Source organism: Salmonella sp. NW884, assembly GCF_051700745.1.
GTDB lineage: Bacteria > Pseudomonadota > Gammaproteobacteria > Enterobacterales > Enterobacteriaceae > Salmonella > Salmonella enterica.
The window spans coordinates 80,879-99,243 of sequence record NZ_JAMMDE010000009.1 but is presented as its reverse complement, the minus strand read 5'-3'; the positions used below and the strand labels follow the sequence as shown (position 1 = coordinate 99,243).

Here is an 18,365-nt window from a genome sequence, read left to right as displayed (position 1 = left end):
GGGGCGGAATGGGGTTATTGGCTTAACAGACCGTTTTTACGCGCCTGATCTTCCCACTGCGGTACGACCGTTTTCAGGAAGTCCTGCTTCTCCGCGTTGATTTGTTGCATATTCAAACCAATCGCTTTCTGCGCCTTCTCTTTCGTCGAAATATCCGGCAGCGGAATTTCATGGGTAATGCCTTTGGTCGCCAGCAGTCGCGCCAGTTTAGTACGGGCATCCGCGGCTTTATCCATCGCACTGCCTAACATCCGTAGACCTTCTTCCGGGGCATGCATATGAATACCGTGTGACGCAATCGCCAGATCCCAACGCCACTGCGCGTGGCGAATATCGTTCAGAATCGGTTTCATTTCCGCGTCTGTCGCCCCCGCATCCCATGCGGCTTTCGCTTCGAAGTGCGCATGTACCAGCTGATCTTCAACCTTGATTTTCAGGTCATGAATCGCCTGTTTACGCTCGGCGACCACTTTTTGCAGGGACGCTTTGTCCTGGGTGTGGCAGTTGGCGCAGGTTTGCGCGAAATTGTCGAACGGGTTGCCGATTTTATGGTCGGTGTAGAGCTTGCCTTCGGCGTTCTGTACTTTCGGCATGTGGCAGTCGATACAGGTCACGTTGTTCTTACCGTGAATGCCCGCGCTCCAGGTTTCATATTCCGGGTGCTGCGCTTTGAGCATTGGGGTTTTCGACAGCGAGTTAGTCCAGTCAGAGAAGGCGATGGCGTCGTAGTATTGCTCCATATTTTCGACCTTCATGCCTTCATCCCACGGGAACTTAACGGCTTTGTTTTTACCGTCAAAGTAGTACTCCACGTGGCACTGACCGCAGACCATCGATTGCTGATCAAATCGTCCCGCTTTATCAAACGGTTTGCCGATAGCCTCCATCGCCCGTTCGGCATAGGGGCGCGACAACGTTAACGCTGGCTTCCCCTGGGCGAAATCGTCCGACGCGGTGTTATGACAGTCGGCACAGCCCAAATCGTTGACAATTTCCGGGCCGCCGCGCGCCCATTTGCCATGGAAGTAGCCGTCTTCGCCTTCTTGTTGGATAAGGCGCGCGACATCGGGGCTTTTACAACTCCAGCAGGCCATCGGCAGCGGGCCGTCTTCCGCCGTTTTTGGCGCGCCGGTACGCAGTGTTTCGCGCACGTCAGTTACCGCATACGCGTGGCCGCGTGGTTTGTTGTAATCACGGGAGAAGGGATAGCCCGCCCACAGGATCACCAGACGAGGGTCTTCCGCCAGCGCATCTTCACGGGCAGACTGTTCTGACGTCGCTTTCCATGACTGATATTGGTCGGGGTGTTGAGGCGCGAACATTTCATTTTTCGCTTCAACAGTAACGGTTTTTGCGGATTCAGGCGTTTGCTCAGCGTAAACAGAGGTAATGAAGAAAAAAGGAAATATAAGGCTGAAGAAACGGCGTGCGCGTAGTGTTTTCCTTGCCATAGAGGTCTCATCCAGATTGCGCCATTATCTTTAATGGCGATTTTTTATCGTTTTCCATAACAGCAACCGCACAAATACTGTTATTACATTGATCTCCTCTATGTGTAACAAATAACCACACTTAAAATGTTGTCTTTAATCAATTGTAAGTGTATGTAAAATACCACTTTAGAGTTAGTAACCTGGACAAAACTCCCTCTCTTTTCTGATTTCCGGACACGGATCACTTTTTTAAAAAATTTCATATAACGTCATGTTATCCCGAAAATTTATCTAATTTTGCGGGACACAATCAAAAAATAGATTGCTGCTTATTTGCACAGTTCCCTTTTTGCGTGATCTGTCGCCCAAATACTAAACAAAACTTATTAAGACCCTACATTTAACGTTTATGCGACATATTATTAACATCCTACAAGGAGAACAACAGCATGAGCCAAACACATAAACACGCCATTCCCGCCAACATTGCGGATCGTTGCCTGATAAATCCAGAGCAGTATGAGACTAAATATAAACAGTCTATTAACGACCCCGATACGTTTTGGGGCGAACAGGGAAAAATTCTCGATTGGATCACGCCGTACCAAAAAGTGAAAAACACCTCCTTTGCGCCAGGCAATGTGTCGATTAAATGGTACGAGGACGGCACGCTGAATCTGGCGGCGAACTGTCTTGACCGCCATTTGCAGGAAAATGGCGATCGCACCGCCATTATCTGGGAAGGCGATGACGCGTCGCAGAGTAAACATATCTCTTATCGCGAACTGCATCGCGATGTCTGCCGTTTCGCGAATACGCTGCTGGATCTGGGCATTAAAAAAGGCGATGTGGTAGCGATTTATATGCCGATGGTGCCGGAAGCGGCGGTGGCAATGTTGGCCTGCGCCCGCATCGGTGCGGTGCATTCGGTGATCTTCGGGGGCTTCTCGCCGGAAGCCGTCGCCGGACGCATTATCGACTCCAGCTCGCGGCTGGTGATCACCGCTGACGAAGGTGTACGTGCCGGACGCAGTATCCCGCTGAAAAAGAATGTCGATGACGCGCTGAAAAACCCGAATGTCACTAGCGTTGAGCATGTGATCGTCCTGAAGCGCACCGGCAGCGACATTGACTGGCAAGAAGGCCGCGACCTGTGGTGGCGCGATTTGATTGAAAAAGCCAGCCCTGAGCACCAGCCTGAAGCGATGAATGCCGAAGATCCGCTGTTTATCCTTTATACCTCCGGCTCCACCGGCAAGCCGAAAGGCGTGCTGCACACCACCGGCGGCTATCTGGTCTACGCCGCGACCACCTTTAAGTATGTCTTTGATTATCACCCTGGCGATATTTACTGGTGTACCGCCGATGTGGGTTGGGTGACGGGGCACAGCTATCTGTTGTATGGCCCGCTGGCCTGCGGCGCGACCACCTTAATGTTTGAAGGCGTGCCGAATTGGCCAACGCCCGCTCGCATGTGCCAGGTGGTCGACAAACACCAGGTCAACATTCTCTATACCGCCCCGACGGCCATCCGCGCGCTGATGGCGGAAGGCGATAAAGCCATTGAAGGCACCGACCGTTCTTCACTGCGCATTCTGGGTTCCGTCGGCGAGCCGATCAATCCCGAAGCGTGGGAATGGTACTGGAAGAAGATCGGCAAGGAAAAATGTCCGGTCGTCGACACCTGGTGGCAGACTGAAACAGGCGGTTTTATGATCACGCCGCTACCAGGCGCTATCGAACTGAAAGCCGGTTCCGCCACCCGTCCTTTCTTTGGCGTACAGCCTGCGCTGGTGGATAACGAAGGCCATCCGCAAGAAGGCGCGACGGAAGGCAATCTGGTCATCACCGATTCCTGGCCGGGCCAGGCGCGCACTCTGTTCGGCGATCATGAACGTTTTGAGCAGACCTATTTCTCTACCTTTAAGAATATGTATTTCAGCGGCGACGGCGCGCGTCGCGATGAAGACGGCTATTACTGGATCACCGGTCGCGTGGATGACGTGTTAAACGTCTCCGGCCACCGTCTGGGTACGGCGGAAATCGAGTCAGCGCTGGTGGCGCATCCGAAGATCGCCGAAGCGGCGGTGGTGGGTATTCCACACGCTATCAAAGGCCAGGCGATTTACGCTTATGTGACGCTCAACCACGGCGAGGAGCCGTCGCCAGAACTGTACGCGGAGGTGCGCAACTGGGTACGTAAAGAGATTGGCCCACTGGCGACGCCGGACGTGCTGCACTGGACCGACTCACTGCCAAAAACCCGTTCCGGCAAAATTATGCGCCGCATTTTGCGCAAAATCGCGGCGGGCGATACCAGCAATCTGGGCGATACCTCGACTCTCGCCGATCCTGGCGTGGTGGAGAAACTGCTCGAAGAGAAGCAGGCCATCGCGATGCCGTCATAACCATAAATGCCGGATGGCAACGCGAACGCGTTTTATCCGGCCTACGACCCTACCCCTACCCTCTCTCAAACCGGGAGAGGGAAATATAAAAAACCCTCCCCCAAAGGATTTCGTGTTACAGGAAGGCGGCAAGCGAGCACACCCTCAGCAGCATAGTTCACTATGTGGCTGGGGCGCGCGAGTGCGGCCAACGCGCCTGTAGCGCGAAAGACGCAGGGGGACCTCTGGAGAGCTCTGTGATGAATGACCAAATTTATCAGCGGATAGAAGACAGTGCGCGTTTCAGGGAATTAGTTGAAAAACGGCAACGGTTTGCCACGATTCTGTCGGTTATCATGCTGGCGGTTTATATCAGCTTTATTTTACTGATCGCCTTCGCGCCTGGCTGGCTGGGCACGCCTCTACATGCGGGAACCAGCGTCACCCGAGGAATTCCCATTGGCGTGGGGGTGATTGTGATTTCTTTTGTGTTGACCGGAATTTATATCTGGCGGGCGAATGGCGAATTCGATCGTCTTAATAACGCCGTACTGCATGAGGTGAAAGCATTATGAAGAGAGTTCTGACGGCGCTCGCCGCCGCACTCCCCTTCGCCGCTCATGCGGCGGATGCCATTAGCGGCGCGGTTGAACGCCAGCCCACCAACTGGCAGGCGATTATCATGTTTTTGATTTTCGTCGTGTTTACGCTCGGTATTACCTACTGGGCCTCTAAACGCGTACGTTCCCGTAGCGACTACTACACCGCAGGCGGCAATATCACCGGGTTCCAGAACGGCCTGGCGATTGCCGGCGACTATATGTCCGCCGCGTCATTTCTCGGCATTTCCGCGCTGGTGTTTACCTCCGGTTATGACGGGCTGATCTATTCGCTGGGCTTCCTTGTCGGCTGGCCAATCATCCTGTTTTTGATTGCCGAGCGCCTGCGTAATCTGGGACGTTATACTTTTGCTGACGTTGCCTCTTATCGCCTGAAACAGGGGCCAATCCGTATTCTTTCGGCCTGTGGCTCCCTGGTAGTGGTGGCGCTTTATCTCATCGCCCAAATGGTCGGCGCCGGTAAACTGATTGAACTGCTGTTCGGCCTCAACTATCACATCGCCGTAGTGCTGGTCGGCGTGCTGATGATGATGTACGTGCTGTTCGGCGGGATGCTGGCGACAACGTGGGTGCAAATTATCAAAGCCGTCCTGTTGCTGTTTGGCGCCAGTTTTATGGCCTTTATGGTGATGAAACACGTCGGCTTTAGCTTCAATAATCTGTTTACCGAAGCCATGGCGGTACACCCGAAAGGCACGGCGATTATGAGCCCAGGAGGGTTGGTGCAAGATCCGATTTCGGCGTTGTCGTTGGGTCTGGGACTGATGTTTGGTACGGCAGGCTTGCCGCACATCCTGATGCGCTTCTTCACTGTTAGCGATGCTCGTGAAGCACGTAAGAGCGTGTTCTACGCCACCGGTTTTATGGGTTATTTCTACATCCTGACCTTTATTATCGGCTTCGGCGCTATCATGCTGGTGGGGGCGAATCCCGCCTATAAAGATGCCGCGGGCGCGCTGATTGGCGGCAATAACATGGCGGCGGTGCATCTGGCCAACGCGGTAGGCGGCAACCTGTTCCTCGGCTTTATTTCGGCAGTGGCGTTTGCCACCATTCTGGCGGTGGTCGCAGGTCTGACGCTGGCGGGCGCATCGGCGGTGTCGCATGATTTGTACGCTAACGTGTTCCGCAAAGGCGCAACCGAACGTGAAGAGCTGAAGGTGTCGAAAATCACCGTCCTGGTGCTGGGCGTGATCGCCATTATCCTCGGCGTCCTGTTTGAAAATCAGAACATCGCCTTTATGGTGGGCCTGGCATTTGCTATCGCCGCGAGCTGCAACTTCCCCATCATTCTGCTTTCCATGTACTGGTCAAAACTGACCACGCGCGGCGCTATGCTGGGCGGCTGGTTAGGTTTACTGACAGCGGTGGTGCTGATGATTCTTGGCCCTACCATTTGGGTGCAGATCCTCGGCCACGAAAAAGCGATCTTCCCGTATGAGTATCCGGCGCTGTTCTCTATCAGCGTGGCGTTCCTGGGGATCTGGTTCTTCTCGGCCACCGATAACTCGGCAGAAGGCAACCGTGAACGTGAGCAGTTCCGCGCTCAGTTTATCCGCTCCCAAACGGGATTCGGCGTACAACAAGGGCGTGCGCATTAATCTTACCGTTTCCTCCGGCCCTGTGGGTCGGAGGAAAATCAGAACATCACCCTCGCCACCAGCGGGGCTGCCAGCACCATCACCACGCCGGACAGCATCATTACCAGACTGGCGACGACGCCCTCCTGCTGACCAAGTTCATAGGAACGCGCCGTGCCTGCCCCATGTGACGCCGCGCCGAATCCTGCCCCTTTTGCCATGCCTTCCCGGATAGAGAGACGCAAAAATAGCGCGTCGCCAACCGCCATGCCAAACACGCCAGTGACGACCACGAACAGCGCCACCAGATCCGGCTGCCCGCCCAGGGGTTCTGCCGCCGCCAGCGCAAACGGCGTAGTAACGGAACGTACCGCCAGACTACGCTGAATCTCATCCGATAACGTGAACAGACGCGCCAGCCAAACGGAACTGGTGACTGCCACCACCGTCGCCGTCACTACGCCCGCGGTGAGCGACATCCAGTGACGTTTGATAATCGCGAGGTTATCGTACACCGGCACCGCAAAGGCAATGGTCGCCGGGCCGAGCAGCCACAATAGCCAGTGCGATTCACCAATGTAGTTTTGCCAGGAGATATGACCGAACACCAGCATTAACACCAGCAGTGCCGGCGTCAACACTAATGGCATCAACGGCAGTTTGCGAAAACGGCGATACAGACGCTTATTGGCGAAGTAAATCCCCAGCGTAATCACCAGACACAGTACGCTTAACTGAACGTTATTCACGGTTTAGCCTGCTCATCTCATAGCGATACACTTTATCCACCACCCACGCCGTCGCGCCGAGTACCATTAAGGTACTGATCGCTATCACCGAGAAAATGCGCCAGCCGTCCACCAGTAACAGATGGGCATAGTTCACTACCGCCACGACGGCGGGAACAAAGAATAACAGCATCTCCGCCAGCAGCCAGCGTGCGCCTGCGCGTACCCAGCTAAGCGGAATAATCCGGCAAACGATCAGCGCCAACATAAGTACCATGCCGACCAGATTCGCGGGCAACGGCAGGTGCAGCCAGGAGACAAGATATTGGGAAAAAATGAATAAACCTGCATAGAGCAGTACCTGAACCGGTACCTGGAGTCGTTGCACAACGGCAGGCGTAACGCGGCTTATCGCCACAGCCATGAGGGAATGTCCTGAAAAATAATACGGAGCGCCAGTATAGAGAACCTCCGTCACGGGCAGAAATGAATTAAAATCATTGCAGGCATAGTCGGAAGGAATAATCATGGATATCAGAACGCTGCGTTATTTTGTCGAGGTGGTGCGCCAGCAAAGTTTCACCCGCGCAGCGGAGAAGTTATTTGTCACCCAGCCCACCATTAGCAAGATGCTGAAAAATCTTGAAGATGAGCTTAACTGTACGCTACTGATCCGCGACGGACGTAAGTTATTGCTGACCGATACCGGACGCGTGGTGTTTGAACGCGGTCTGGCGATCCTCGCTGAGTTTCGCCAGTTAGAGGCCGAGTTGAGCGATATTAACCATCTCAATAAGGGCGTGCTGCGGCTGGGTATCCCCCCGATGGTCGGCATGTTGATGGCCGGGCCAATCAGTTTGTTTCGACAACGCTACCCAGGCGTTGAACTCAAAATTTCGGAGTTTGGCGGCCTGACGGTACAGCAGGCGGTAATGAATGGCGAGCTGGACGTTGCGATGACCGCGCTCCCGGTGGAAGAAGCGAGCGGGCTAACGACATTATCGCTGTTCAGTCATCCGCTGTGCGTGCTGGTTCCCCGTTCAGGTCAGTGGACAACCTGCGACTCCATCGCGCCTGAAGCTCTGGCGGAGCATCCTCTTCTTATCTATAACGAAGACTTTGCCCTGAGCCGCCAGTTGATGACCTTATTTAGCCAGCATGACGTAAAACCACGGATTGCCGTGCGCAGCGGGCAATGGGATTTTCTCGCCGCCATGGTGCAAGCGGGCGTCGGTATCGCCATTTTGCCGGAGCCAATTTGTCAGCGTCTGGATAAGGCCACGCTGCGCTGGCTGCCGCTGGAAAGCGATCTCCGCTGGCAGTTGGGCATGATTTGGCGCGAGGGCGTGTATCTGTCGCACAGCGCCCGGGCATGGTTAACCTGTTGCGAAGGGTTTTGGCTGAAACAACCGTAAACCATGGGTTAAAACCCTTGCCGGATGGCGGCGCAAGCACCTTATCCGGCCTACTTGTAGGCCCGGTAAGCATGGCGCCACCGGGCCACAAGGACTACTGATTTTCTATCAGTAGCGCTTCCATCAAATCCAGGTCGTGCAGCAGCTTTTGCAATGTTTCATTGCTGATTTCTCGCGTGGCGCGCAGATGATACAACTCGGCGCGCTCGGAACGCAGCGCCGCCAGACGGAAACGTCGCTCCAGGTTTTCTTCCTGTATGGAGCTTTCGACATCGTTTCGCCCATCGGCACGGCGACGCAAGTTACCGATGACACGCGAGCTTACTTCAGTAAGCAACTGATTATCGATGTTTTCTTCGGTATCCGCCGCCAGACGCTCTTCCATTTTCTGAATGGCGACAATCGCCACTTCCGCCGTCGCCGCGCGGGCGATACGCTCCTCTTTCAACTGTTGCGCATGATCGGCGACTTCCAGATGTTGCAACAGCAGCGGCAGCATGATCACGCCGACAAACAACGAGAACAGAATGACGCCAGCCGCCAGGAATACCAGTTCATAACGCGCCGGAAATCCGCTGCCATCCGGCAAAAGTAACGGTATAGAGAGCACACCAGCCAGGGTGATCGCCCCACGAACGCCAGCGAAGGAAGCAATCAGAATTTCACGCGACGTCCAGCTGGCGAACTCCATCGGTTTCTTCTTCAAAAAGCGCAGGCTGAACTTTTTCATGGTCCACAGCCAGCCGAAGCGAACCAGCATCAATGCCGCATAAATCAGCACGATATCGGTAAAGAGCATCCAGGTTTCGACATTCGGGTCAGCTTCCGCCGCCGCCAGCGAAGATTCCAGAATACCCGGCAATTGCAGTCCCAATAACAGAAAGACCATACCGTTAAAGACAAATTCCAGCATCGCCCAGGTACTGTTCGCGCGCAAACGCATTGCCAGCGGCGCGCGGCGCATTACGCCAGAACGGGTGATGGTCATCCCGGCGGCAACCGCGGCCAGGATGCCTGAGACGCCAATATGCTCGGCAATCAGGTAAGACGCGAAGGGCAGCAGAAACAGCAGGACGATTTGCGTCGCGGGTTCATCGCCGCCCCAGCGGCTCAAAAAACGCAGCGAGCGGCCATACAGCCAACTGACCACAAAACCCGCCAGAATACCGCCGATAGCGACCTTAAAAAATTCCAGCGTCGCGCCGCCGACGGTAAAGACCATCGTCCCCATCGCCACCGCGACGGCGAATTTCAGCGATACCAGACCGGAGGCGTCGTTCATTAACGCCTCTCCCTGCAGAATGCCCATGATTTTTTTCGGGATACGCCCCTCGCCCACAATTCCGGAGAGCGCTACCGCATCGGTCGGCGACAGCACGGCGGCCAGCGCAAAGGCGGGGATCAGCGGAATGCCGGGCACCAGCCAATAAATCAGGAAGCCGATTCCCACGACCGTTACCAGGACCAGCGCCAGCGCCAGCCCGAAAATCTCTCGTCCATGCTCAAGAAATTCACGGGTCGGCGTCTTCCAGCCATCCGCAAACAGCAGCGGCGGAATAAACAGCACCAGGAAGAGTTCCGGGTCGAATTCCACATGCAAACCAAACGTCGGCCACGCCAACAGCGCGCCAACGGCGATCTGCATGAGGGGTAAAGGAAGCTGGAAGGGTAATACACGCGTAAATACCCCCGACAGCGAGACCACAAGGGTCATGATGAGTATTGTGAAGAAAATTTCCATGCGTTCCCTGTTTGCGATGTTTTTTATGATGGAGAGAGGCATCATGCCTCGGTTTCACCTTCTTCAGATTAACGCAAAAGGTAACGTGATGTGTCCTGAAAATGAAAACGGGCGACCAACGCCGCCCGTTTTTCAGAATGAAGGCAGAACTAGATAGCCCAGCCGCCGGCATAAAAAGCGACCAGCGCGATCGCAATGACGACAGTTCCGATATTCAGCTTACGCCATTCGCCGGACACCAGACGCCCGACGACCAGTGTGGCAAAGCCGATCATAATCCCGGTGACGATGTTACAGGTCAGTACAATAAATACGGCCGTTACCAGCCCCGCCATCGCATCGACGAAATCAGCAAAATCGATTTTCGCCACGTTACTCAGCATCAGCAGACCGACATACATGAGCGCCGGGGCAGTTGCGTAGACGGGAACGAGATAAGAGAGCGGCGAAAGAAACAGGATCAGCAAAAACAGCACGCCCACGGTAATCGCCGTCAGGCCCGTTTTACCGCCCGCCGCCGTACCGGCCGCAGACTCGATATACACCGCGGCTGGCGCCGCCCCGACCAGGCCGGAGAAAACGCTACTCAGGGAGTCGGTGGTTAGCGCTTTACCGCCATCGATAATTTGTCCATCTTTGTCCAGCAGATTAGCCTGCCCTGCGACCGCACGAATCGTGCCGGTCGCATCAAACACCGCCGTCATCACCAGCGCCAGTACGCTTGGCAGAACGACAGGGTTTAACGCGCCCATAATATCCAGGCTGCCGATCAGTGAGTTGCCGTTTTCATCGCTCAACGAAGGCATGGCGAAAATGCCGGAAAAATGGACGTTAGGATCGAAGAGCAAACCCACAATAGAAATGCCAATAATGGTCAACAGAATGCCGCCGGGGACTTTCAGCTTTTCCAGACCGAGAATAACAGCCAGCCCCACAAGCGACATAATCACCGGGAAGGTGTCGAAATCGCCCAGCGCGACCGGCAGGCCATCCAGCGGGTTTTTAATGACCAGGCCGACGCCGTTGGCGGCAATCAGCAACAAAAACAGGCCAATACCGATACCGGTTCCGTGGGCCACGCCCTGCGGCAAGTTACGCAAAATCCAGCTACGAATGCCGGTGGCGGAGATAACGGTAAACAGTACGCCCATCAGGAATACGGCGCCAAGCGCGACCGGGACGCTAATATGCTGCCCCAGGACCAGGCTAAACGCGGTAAACGCCGTCAACGAGATAGCGCAACCGATAGCCAGCGGCAGATTCGCCCAAAGCCCCATAACAATAGAGCCGACGCCTGCGACCAGGCAGGTCGCTACAAAGACGGCGGCAGGCGGGAACCCGGCTTTACCCAGCATCCCTGGCACCACGATGACGGAGTAAACCATCGCGAGAAACGTGGTTAAGCCAGCAACGACTTCCTGGCGAACGGTGCTCCCGCGTTGTGAAATTTTAAACCAGGCGTCGAGTGAACCGCCGGTACGCGCTGAAGGCGTAGACATAGAAAACATCCCCTGAGAATTTATTATTCGTCGGTATACGTGGGAGGTAATCCACTAACAGCGCAACGTTATCTCCTTGTGCTACATTTACGACAACCGGGGCGCCGCAAAAAAGCAAACGTTTAGCTCCACGTATACAAAACGGGTGGCAAAAAAAAGCAAACGATTATCCAGCGATCATCAACGCTTTTTCAACTGAACTTTGCCGCTTTTTATGCTTTTCTGCTTAGTATGCTCAATAAATAGCCAGACGATGCGCAAACGTTATCGTCCCTGCGCAATCCAGCAACAATTTTTCGCATCGCTGTTAGCAAATACGTTGCGCAATCTGCTCACAAAAACGCCATTATCCGCCGGGAATGGTAAACGGACCGCCCTGCTGAATCGCTCGCTGCCAGGCTGGACGCATTTCTACCCGCGCTTTCCATGCGTTGATATGGTCGAGATGAGCGATTCCGCCTCGGGCAAGCAGCGCAAATAGCGGGAAGCTCATCTGGATATCCGCCATACTTAACTGCTCTCCGGCAAACCAGGGGTGATTTGCCAGATGCCCGTCAATAAAGCGCGCATGGGTTTCCAGTTGCGGATTGAGGTACGCTTTTTGCGCGCCCTTACCGATAACGCCGCCCAACGTTCGCAGGCCCAATGGGACCGGCGGTTTACCCAGAGAGGTAAAGAGCAGTCTCATCAATAGCAAGGGCATGAGCGAACCTTCAGCGTAATGTAGCCAGAATCGATAGTGTTGTTTCCCCTGCGCATCCGCAGGTTTAAAGCGTCCGATACTGTCGTAAGTGTCCTGCAAATATTCCAGGATGGCGCCCGATTCCGCAATAACCATACCGTGATCTTCGATAACCGGAGACTTGCCCAGCGGATGCACTTTTTTCAATGCCGGCGGCGCCAGCATGGTCTTTTCACGCTGGTAACGCACAATCCGGTAAGGCAACGCCAGCTCTTCCAGCGCCCAGAGGATGCGCTGCGAACGAGACTGATTTAAATGGTGCACCGTCAGCATGGCTGTCTCCTGTAAGGTATGCCAACTAACTATAGAAAATTATGGCAGTTGCCGTAAAAATTTCGGCTAAAAAATCAGCATTTCGCTGGCGAACAGGGCGTCGTCGCTTACACTTACAGTATCAACACAAACCGGAACCTCCACCACGTGCTCAATATGAGGGGTGTTGACGTCGGGGGAAACCCTCCTGTAATCAGCGGGATAGAGCGAAAGACAAAGACCGGAAACAAACTAAAGCGCCCTTAGCGGCGCTTTAGTTTTAGGTGAACTCAGCCCGATGGCCGAGTGCATGTTAATCATCTTCAAGCAGCCGGGCACCCGTCCCGTGTTCGCCGAGCCTGTCGCCTGGATTTCGCAGCGGACAGTCGCTACGCGATAAACAGCCGCAGCCGATACAACCGTCCAGCTCATCGCGCAACGCCACCAGCGTATGAATACGTCGGTCTAACTCTTCGCGCCACTGCGAGGAGAGCTGCTTCCACTCTTTCGCGCTTAACGTATGTCCTTCCGGCAAGATACCAAACGCGTCGCCGATAGTTGCCAGCGGGATGCCGATACGCTGGGCGATCTTGATAATCGCGACATAACGCAACACGTCACGCTTGTATCGCCGTTGGTTACCGCTATTACGGATACTGGTAATTAGCCCTTTGCTTTCATAGAAGTGCAGGGCGGACACAGCAACACCGCTACGTTTCGCAACTTCCCCCGGCGTCAGTAAGGCTTTTAAACGGGGAGATTTTTTTTCCATAAATCGCTTTACCTCAAGTTAACTTGAGGAATTATACTCGCCCGCAGACAAAACGACGAATCGAATACTGTTTAAGAGGCAACAATATGTCGCATCAGCAGATAATTCAGACCCTTATCGAATGGATTGATGAACATATCGACCAACCGCTAAACATTGATGTGGTGGCAAAAAAATCGGGCTACTCCAAGTGGTATTTGCAGCGGATGTTTCGTACGGTAACGCATCAAACATTAGGCGAGTATATTCGCCAGCGCCGTCTCCTGTTGGCGGCCGTTGAGCTACGAACGACCGAGCGCCCGATTTTTGATATCGCGATGGACCTGGGCTATGTATCGCAGCAAACCTTCTCGCGTGTATTTCGCCGCGAGTTCGATCGCACTCCCAGCGATTACCGTCACCGCCTGTAGGGCGTCTGCCCGCGTATCGTCAGAGGCGCGGGCGTTTGTTGTAACCAGGCGATGAATTCCTGCGGTGGCAACGCCTTCGCAAAGTGCCATCCCTGACAATACTGAACGCCGCGTTTTAGCAACCAGCTAACCTGTTCAGCCGTTTCAACCCCCTCAGCAATGATTTTTAGCCGCAAACTTTGCGCCATTTCAATAATATGTTCCACAATCAAATGGCTGGCGCTATTAGTGGTTAGCGTGTCGACAAAAGATTTATCAATTTTTAAAAGGTCGACATTTAATGAGTACAGGTTATGCAAGTTCGAATAGCCGGTACCAAAGTCATCAATTGCCACCTCGTATCCCGCCTGGCGAAACGCCTGAATAATCGGCGTCATTTTAGGCACATCAATAAATCCGCGCTCAGTCACTTCAACCTTTATCTGTTGCGCAAGCACTGAATGCTGACGCGTTTTTTCATGAATCATCACAATTAGTCGGGAAGAGAGAAAATCGGCGGCAGAGAGATTGATAGAGACATAAAGATGCGGGTGCGCGGCCAGAAAACCACCTAAATCATTAAATACCTCTTCGACGACATAATCGGTGATCTGCTCAATCATCCCCTCTTTTTCCGCCAGCGGAATAAATTCGCACGGGCTCATCACCGGACCGTGATAGCCCGGCCAACGCAATAGCGCTTCGGCACCTACACATGTCCCGTTTCGGATATCAATGATCGGCTGATAATGAAGGCAAAGCTGGTGCCTGGTAATGGCCCGTTGCAGCAATCGACGCGGTGAGTAATATGCCTGCCGGGATCGTGACCACATAAATAAGACGATAATGCTACAGATGATCCCTAACGGTAGCGTTAACGTAAGCTGATGAAAGAGGTTCTGGTAAAAGCGTTGCTTTGAGGTTGAAACAATCGCGGCAACCGGTCGTTTTGCTGATTTTACCAGAGTATAAAAACGCTCACCCTGTTGGAACACAGGTTCACTCCGTCGTACCAAAGGTAATAGCTGATCAGCCTGCGCCTGTTCACTCAGGGAGAAAAAGGTGTTGGTCACCGTATCATACATTCCCCAGGCCAACGCCGGATCGTCTGACATCACCTCGCTATAAGATAAGGGATTGATAACCGCGACATAGTTTCCCCGCTGCATATATGTCATTTTATAACCGTTGAAAAAAGGCGTATCACGATAGTAATAAATAGCGATGTCAGGCTTTCGTTTATAGTCAGCGCGGGGAATAAAATAAGGACTTGTTGGCGTCATAACCGTAGAGCATAGAAAGCGCTGGCCCTTAGCATAAATCAACTCATTAATGTACAAACGACCGCGGATAATATTCAGCATTCGCTGTTGATGGGCTGGCGTACAGGCTTGCCCCTGATATTGTTCAGCGGCATCGCGGGCTAAATCTGCTTGCAGGATAACCCGCTCCGTTTTATCTAATACCAACTGCGCAAATGAATGTAACTGATTTCTGGTTTCAGAGACTGCCCGGATATGAGCAAACCAGATCGCCAGCAATACAGGAAGTAACACCACAATGATCGTTCCGAGAAATCTCAACACCTTGCGTCGTGTGCTTTGACTCATTTTCAGCCTATTTCCCTGCATTATTTGTGACTATTGTTGGCAAAATAAGACGTGAACCAAACGGAGGTTTACGGTGCATGAATTTATCAATATTAGCAACAGACTTTTACCGATCAACATTTACCATTAATAACTACGCGCAATCTCTTTCGCATACCAGGCAGGACACTAAATATTTTTGATAATATCAGATTTATACCTAAGTAAACGATGGGGTATACATCTTTACTCCTTTCTTTTGATAAATAACTTGATATTTTTATCAGGTCTGAATTTCACGAAAAAAATAAAAGAGTAGTAATAATACATCTTTGCTTTCCGGCAGTTTCTCTACGGACGCGTAGAAGTCACACAAAAAATACGGTTATAAAACGCACAAAAAATACATTGCCGATCTGGCGAGCAAGCTTGTTTTTGTGATATAGTTCACAAAAACAATGAAATAGAAACAATGTTTCATTCGATGTTGATGTGACGTCCGTTGATAGCCAGAATGTCCCACGTTTCCCGGGAACAACGCCGAGCTGTCCTGGACAAAGGTCTATTCAGAGGAAATGTTTCATGGCTGCCATAACCACTGGTGTCGTTCTTCTCCGTTGGCAACTGCTGAGCGCCGTGCTCATGTTTTTAGCCAGCACGCTCAATATCCGTTTCCGTAAATCAGATTATATTGGTCTGGCGGTGATCAGTAGCGGTCTGGGCGTGGTATCCGCCTGCTGGTTTGCCACCGGTTTACTCGGTATTACCATGATGGATCTCGCTGCGATCTGGCATAACATTGAAGCCGTAATGGTCGAAACGATGAGCCAGACCCCGCCAGAATGGCCGATGGTGCTGACCTGATACGCTATCGCTGCCGCTGAAGCCGCCCACCGGTTATCTCAACGCGGAATCGCGCGCCAGGGGTAGCCTTGCGAACCATCACGTCCCTCGCATTGCCGTTGATGAGGGCCGCCAGGTGTGGTTATCCAAAAATGGCAAGTGGAATAGCCCTAACAGAATCGAGCTAAAATTATTGAAGACATTGCCGACTCGTTAAATGACAAAAAAGACCCGTTTGTGCAACGGGTCTTTTTTATTAAGCAGTACCACCTGATAACAGCGACAAGCGCTGCTTATTTTACATTAATAATTTATCCGGAGAACAATCACGGATTATTTTTCCACCTTTCATTACCAGAACCCGGTCAAAATACTTTATCAGATATCGACGATGCGTCACCATGATCAACGTTTTCCCATGAATAAACTCATCTAAGTTATCAAAAATTTGCTTCTCGGTATTCTCATCCAGATTTGATGTTGGTTCATCCCATAAAAAGACGCTGGCGTTACTGCTCAGACTACGTGCTAATAATAACTGCTGCTGCTGTCCGGATGACAGGTTTTTAGCCATAAAATTCACCGGAAACTTCAGCCCCATAGGATGTTGCAAGATAAAACCACAGTTCGCCAGATGAAGCGCCTTGAGTACCCGGCCCCTGTCGTTTTGCGGTTTTAACGCGAAATTACTTTCAATGGTTCCGGTGAATAAAACATCATGTGTCGTCACCACACTTAAATGCTGAGAAAAAAAGTTCTGCGATAAATGTCCTAAGTTATATCCATCATATAAGATGGCACCGTCTGTTGGCGAAAGGTAGCCAGATAGCATTCCCAGTAATGAGCTTTTTCCTGCTCCGCATTCGCCTACCACCGCGACACGTTGCCCCGCAGGTATGTCTATAGACAGTCGGTTAATAATCATCGGAGATTGAGCGTCATACTGATAACTCACACCCCGAATAGAGATATCGCCATTGCACTTTGATATTGACTGTAATGCCGGTGTTTTTTCTGCCTGATCTTCATCAAAAAAAGAAAGCAGATCCTTACCGGTTTTTTCTGCTGATAAAATAGAGATTAATGTAGAAGAAAAATTCGAAATGATCCCGGAAATACGACCAGAGACAATGACAGATGAAACAATTGCGCCAGTAGTAACATCACCCTTGATTACCATAAAAAAGGCTATTACCATAATAGTTATTTGGGTAATAGATGACATACTCCCCAATATAGATTGATAGATAAGATTTAATTTCCTTATCTTCAGGTTAAGATACGACTGTTCATTTGATGTGTTGACCCAATCAAAAAGTAAACCTTGATTATTTAAGGTATGGATCATTTTAATAGATAAGAAAACTTCTGAGATAAAAATATTCCTGTTCTTCTGTCCTTCTTTTTGTTTGTTCATTAACTCATTAGTATAATGGTGGTTAACGAGGGAAATAATAATAGAGACGATAAACATGGTAACAGGGACAATAACGACCAGACCTAAATTTACATATATAACAATGAGAAATATAATAAATATTGGAATATCGGCTATACGTTGAAAGATCGAGTTTAATAAAACGGGTTTAATTTTCTGAAACTCATTCCATAGCACAAATGCTGATGACATGGATCTGCCATTTTTCTTTTTACTATAAAGGACCGCTTCAAGAAATGCGATATCAATATCGACGTCATCCTGCCTTGCTGTGATAGACTGATAAATATCTTTCGAAGTACGAAGGATAAACTCAAAAACAATAAATACAGCAACAATTATAGCCACGCCAAATAAAGATGAAACCGAAGCACTTGGAACAAGCTTATCATAGAACAGATTACTAAATACTGGGATAGTTAACGCAAAAATTGCCATAAAAAGAGATGAAAAGAAGTATTTAGTATAAAAAATCTTGTTCATCGATAAAGAGTTTTTTATGATATTTTTTACTCTTATACTATCAACAACTTTATTTAAAGGTAGTATACTAAATGCAGATAACTCTTTTAAATATTCATCTTCAATTTCAACATAACAGAGTTCACCACGCGCGTTTACCAACTTTATTTTTTGCCCGCCGCTCACACACACCATCCACTTCATTTCTGGTGTTAATAGTAAAATCGGCATAGGCTCATTTAGTAAATCCTCACCATTATTAAATAATATATCCTGTAGAGAAAGCCCTAACGACAAAAAGAAATTCTTCATTTGTATAGAGTCATCAGTGTTATTTCTGTCGTATTTTTTAAATCTTAAATTTATATCATCCTCTTTGATGTCAATTTTTATGTTGAATTTTTTAGACACTATAGACAATGCCGTTTCCGCACTTAAATAATAAGGTTCTAGTTTTTTATCCATAAGTAAACCC

At 51.1% G+C, this 18,365-nt stretch carries 15 protein-coding genes; 6 read left to right on the top strand and 9 right to left on the bottom strand.

All coding sequences use genetic code 11. The annotated features are described in order from the left end of the window. Positions 1–14 precede the first annotated feature (14 nt). On the bottom strand, positions 15–1,451 hold the full coding sequence (nrfA, locus tag NA197_RS18205; RefSeq protein ID WP_000101770.1) for an ammonia-forming nitrite reductase cytochrome c552 subunit: 1,437 nt from the start codon (positions 1,449–1,451) through the stop codon (positions 15–17). A 431-nt stretch (positions 1,452–1,882) separates the two neighbouring features. On the opposite strand from nrfA, the gene acs reads away from it, so the two are divergent. The 3 genes from acs to actP all read left to right on the top strand — a co-directional run bounded on the left by acs (position 1,883) and on the right by actP (position 6,041). Further along, entirely contained in the window at positions 1,883–3,841 is a 1,959-nt protein-coding gene (acs, locus tag NA197_RS18200) for an acetate--CoA ligase (RefSeq protein WP_000083877.1), read from the top strand. A 239-nt stretch (positions 3,842–4,080) separates the two neighbouring features. Next, positions 4,081–4,395, top strand: a complete 315-nt coding sequence (locus tag NA197_RS18195; protein ID WP_000999620.1) for a DUF485 domain-containing protein — start codon at positions 4,081–4,083, stop codon at positions 4,393–4,395. Beyond that, positions 4,392–6,041 carry a cation/acetate symporter ActP gene (gene actP / locus NA197_RS18190; protein ID WP_000832536.1) on the top strand — a complete coding sequence of 550 codons (1,650 nt, stop codon included), beginning with the start codon at positions 4,392–4,394 and terminating at the stop codon, positions 6,039–6,041. Before NA197_RS18195 ends, actP begins: the two co-directional genes overlap by 4 nt. A 38-nt stretch (positions 6,042–6,079) precedes the next feature. On the opposite strand, the gene NA197_RS18185 is transcribed toward actP, so the two are convergent. Together NA197_RS18185 and NA197_RS18180 are read right to left on the bottom strand one after the other, a co-directional pair. Further along, complete coding sequence (locus NA197_RS18185; RefSeq protein ID WP_001067096.1) at positions 6,080–6,769, bottom strand: LrgB family protein; 690 nt, start codon at positions 6,767–6,769, stop codon at positions 6,080–6,082. Beyond that, complete coding sequence (locus tag NA197_RS18180; protein ID WP_000257347.1) at positions 6,762–7,172, bottom strand: CidA/LrgA family protein; 411 nt, start codon at positions 7,170–7,172, stop codon at positions 6,762–6,764. The genes NA197_RS18185 and NA197_RS18180 overlap by 8 nt, the downstream gene beginning before the upstream one ends. 103 nt (positions 7,173–7,275) lie before the next feature. Between NA197_RS18180 and NA197_RS18175 the strand changes: the two genes are divergently transcribed. Then, a complete protein-coding gene (locus NA197_RS18175) occupies positions 7,276–8,163 on the top strand; it encodes a LysR family transcriptional regulator (protein WP_000354962.1) in 888 nt (295 codons plus the stop codon). A 94-nt stretch (positions 8,164–8,257) separates the two neighbouring features. Here NA197_RS18175 and NA197_RS18170 read toward each other — a convergent pair whose 3' ends face one another. The 4 genes from NA197_RS18170 to soxR all read right to left on the bottom strand — a co-directional run bounded on the left by NA197_RS18170 (position 8,258) and on the right by soxR (position 13,169). Continuing rightward, positions 8,258–9,904: a Na+/H+ antiporter gene (locus NA197_RS18170; RefSeq protein WP_001536604.1), complete on the bottom strand. Its 1,647-nt coding sequence runs from the start codon at positions 9,902–9,904 to the stop codon at positions 8,258–8,260. A 149-nt stretch (positions 9,905–10,053) separates the two neighbouring features. Then, positions 10,054–11,403, bottom strand: a complete 1,350-nt coding sequence (gene ghxP, locus NA197_RS18165) for a guanine/hypoxanthine transporter GhxP (RefSeq protein WP_000106906.1) — start codon at positions 11,401–11,403, stop codon at positions 10,054–10,056. 346 nt (positions 11,404–11,749) lie between these two features. Next, the gene (locus NA197_RS18160) at positions 11,750–12,418 is read right to left on the bottom strand and encodes a glutathione S-transferase family protein (RefSeq protein ID WP_000958582.1); all 669 of its coding nucleotides are present in this window, start codon (positions 12,416–12,418) and stop codon (positions 11,750–11,752) included. Between the two features lie 292 nt (positions 12,419–12,710). After that, on the bottom strand, positions 12,711–13,169 hold the full coding sequence (gene soxR / locus NA197_RS18155; RefSeq protein WP_000412686.1) for a redox-sensitive transcriptional activator SoxR: 459 nt from the start codon (positions 13,167–13,169) through the stop codon (positions 12,711–12,713). 86 nt (positions 13,170–13,255) lie between these two features. Here soxR and soxS point away from each other — a divergent pair, with 86 nt between their 5' ends. Further along, positions 13,256–13,579: a superoxide response transcriptional regulator SoxS gene (gene soxS, locus NA197_RS18150; RefSeq protein WP_000019483.1), complete on the top strand. Its 324-nt coding sequence runs from the start codon at positions 13,256–13,258 to the stop codon at positions 13,577–13,579. Here soxS and NA197_RS18145 read toward each other — a convergent pair. Continuing rightward, entirely contained in the window at positions 13,567–15,168 is a 1,602-nt protein-coding gene (locus tag NA197_RS18145; protein ID WP_000083651.1) for an EAL domain-containing protein, read from the bottom strand. The two genes, soxS and NA197_RS18145, sit on opposite strands and share 13 nt — an antisense overlap. A 561-nt stretch (positions 15,169–15,729) precedes the next feature. Between NA197_RS18145 and NA197_RS18140 the strand changes: the two genes are divergently transcribed. Further along, complete coding sequence (locus tag NA197_RS18140; protein WP_000719058.1) at positions 15,730–16,011, top strand: YjcB family protein; 282 nt, start codon at positions 15,730–15,732, stop codon at positions 16,009–16,011. 277 nt (positions 16,012–16,288) lie between these two features. Here NA197_RS18140 and siiF read toward each other — a convergent pair whose 3' ends face one another. Further along, complete coding sequence (gene siiF, locus NA197_RS18135; protein ID WP_000358577.1) at positions 16,289–18,355, bottom strand: SPI-4 type I secretion system protein SiiF; 2,067 nt, start codon at positions 18,353–18,355, stop codon at positions 16,289–16,291. Positions 18,356–18,365: the final 10 nt, after the last annotated feature.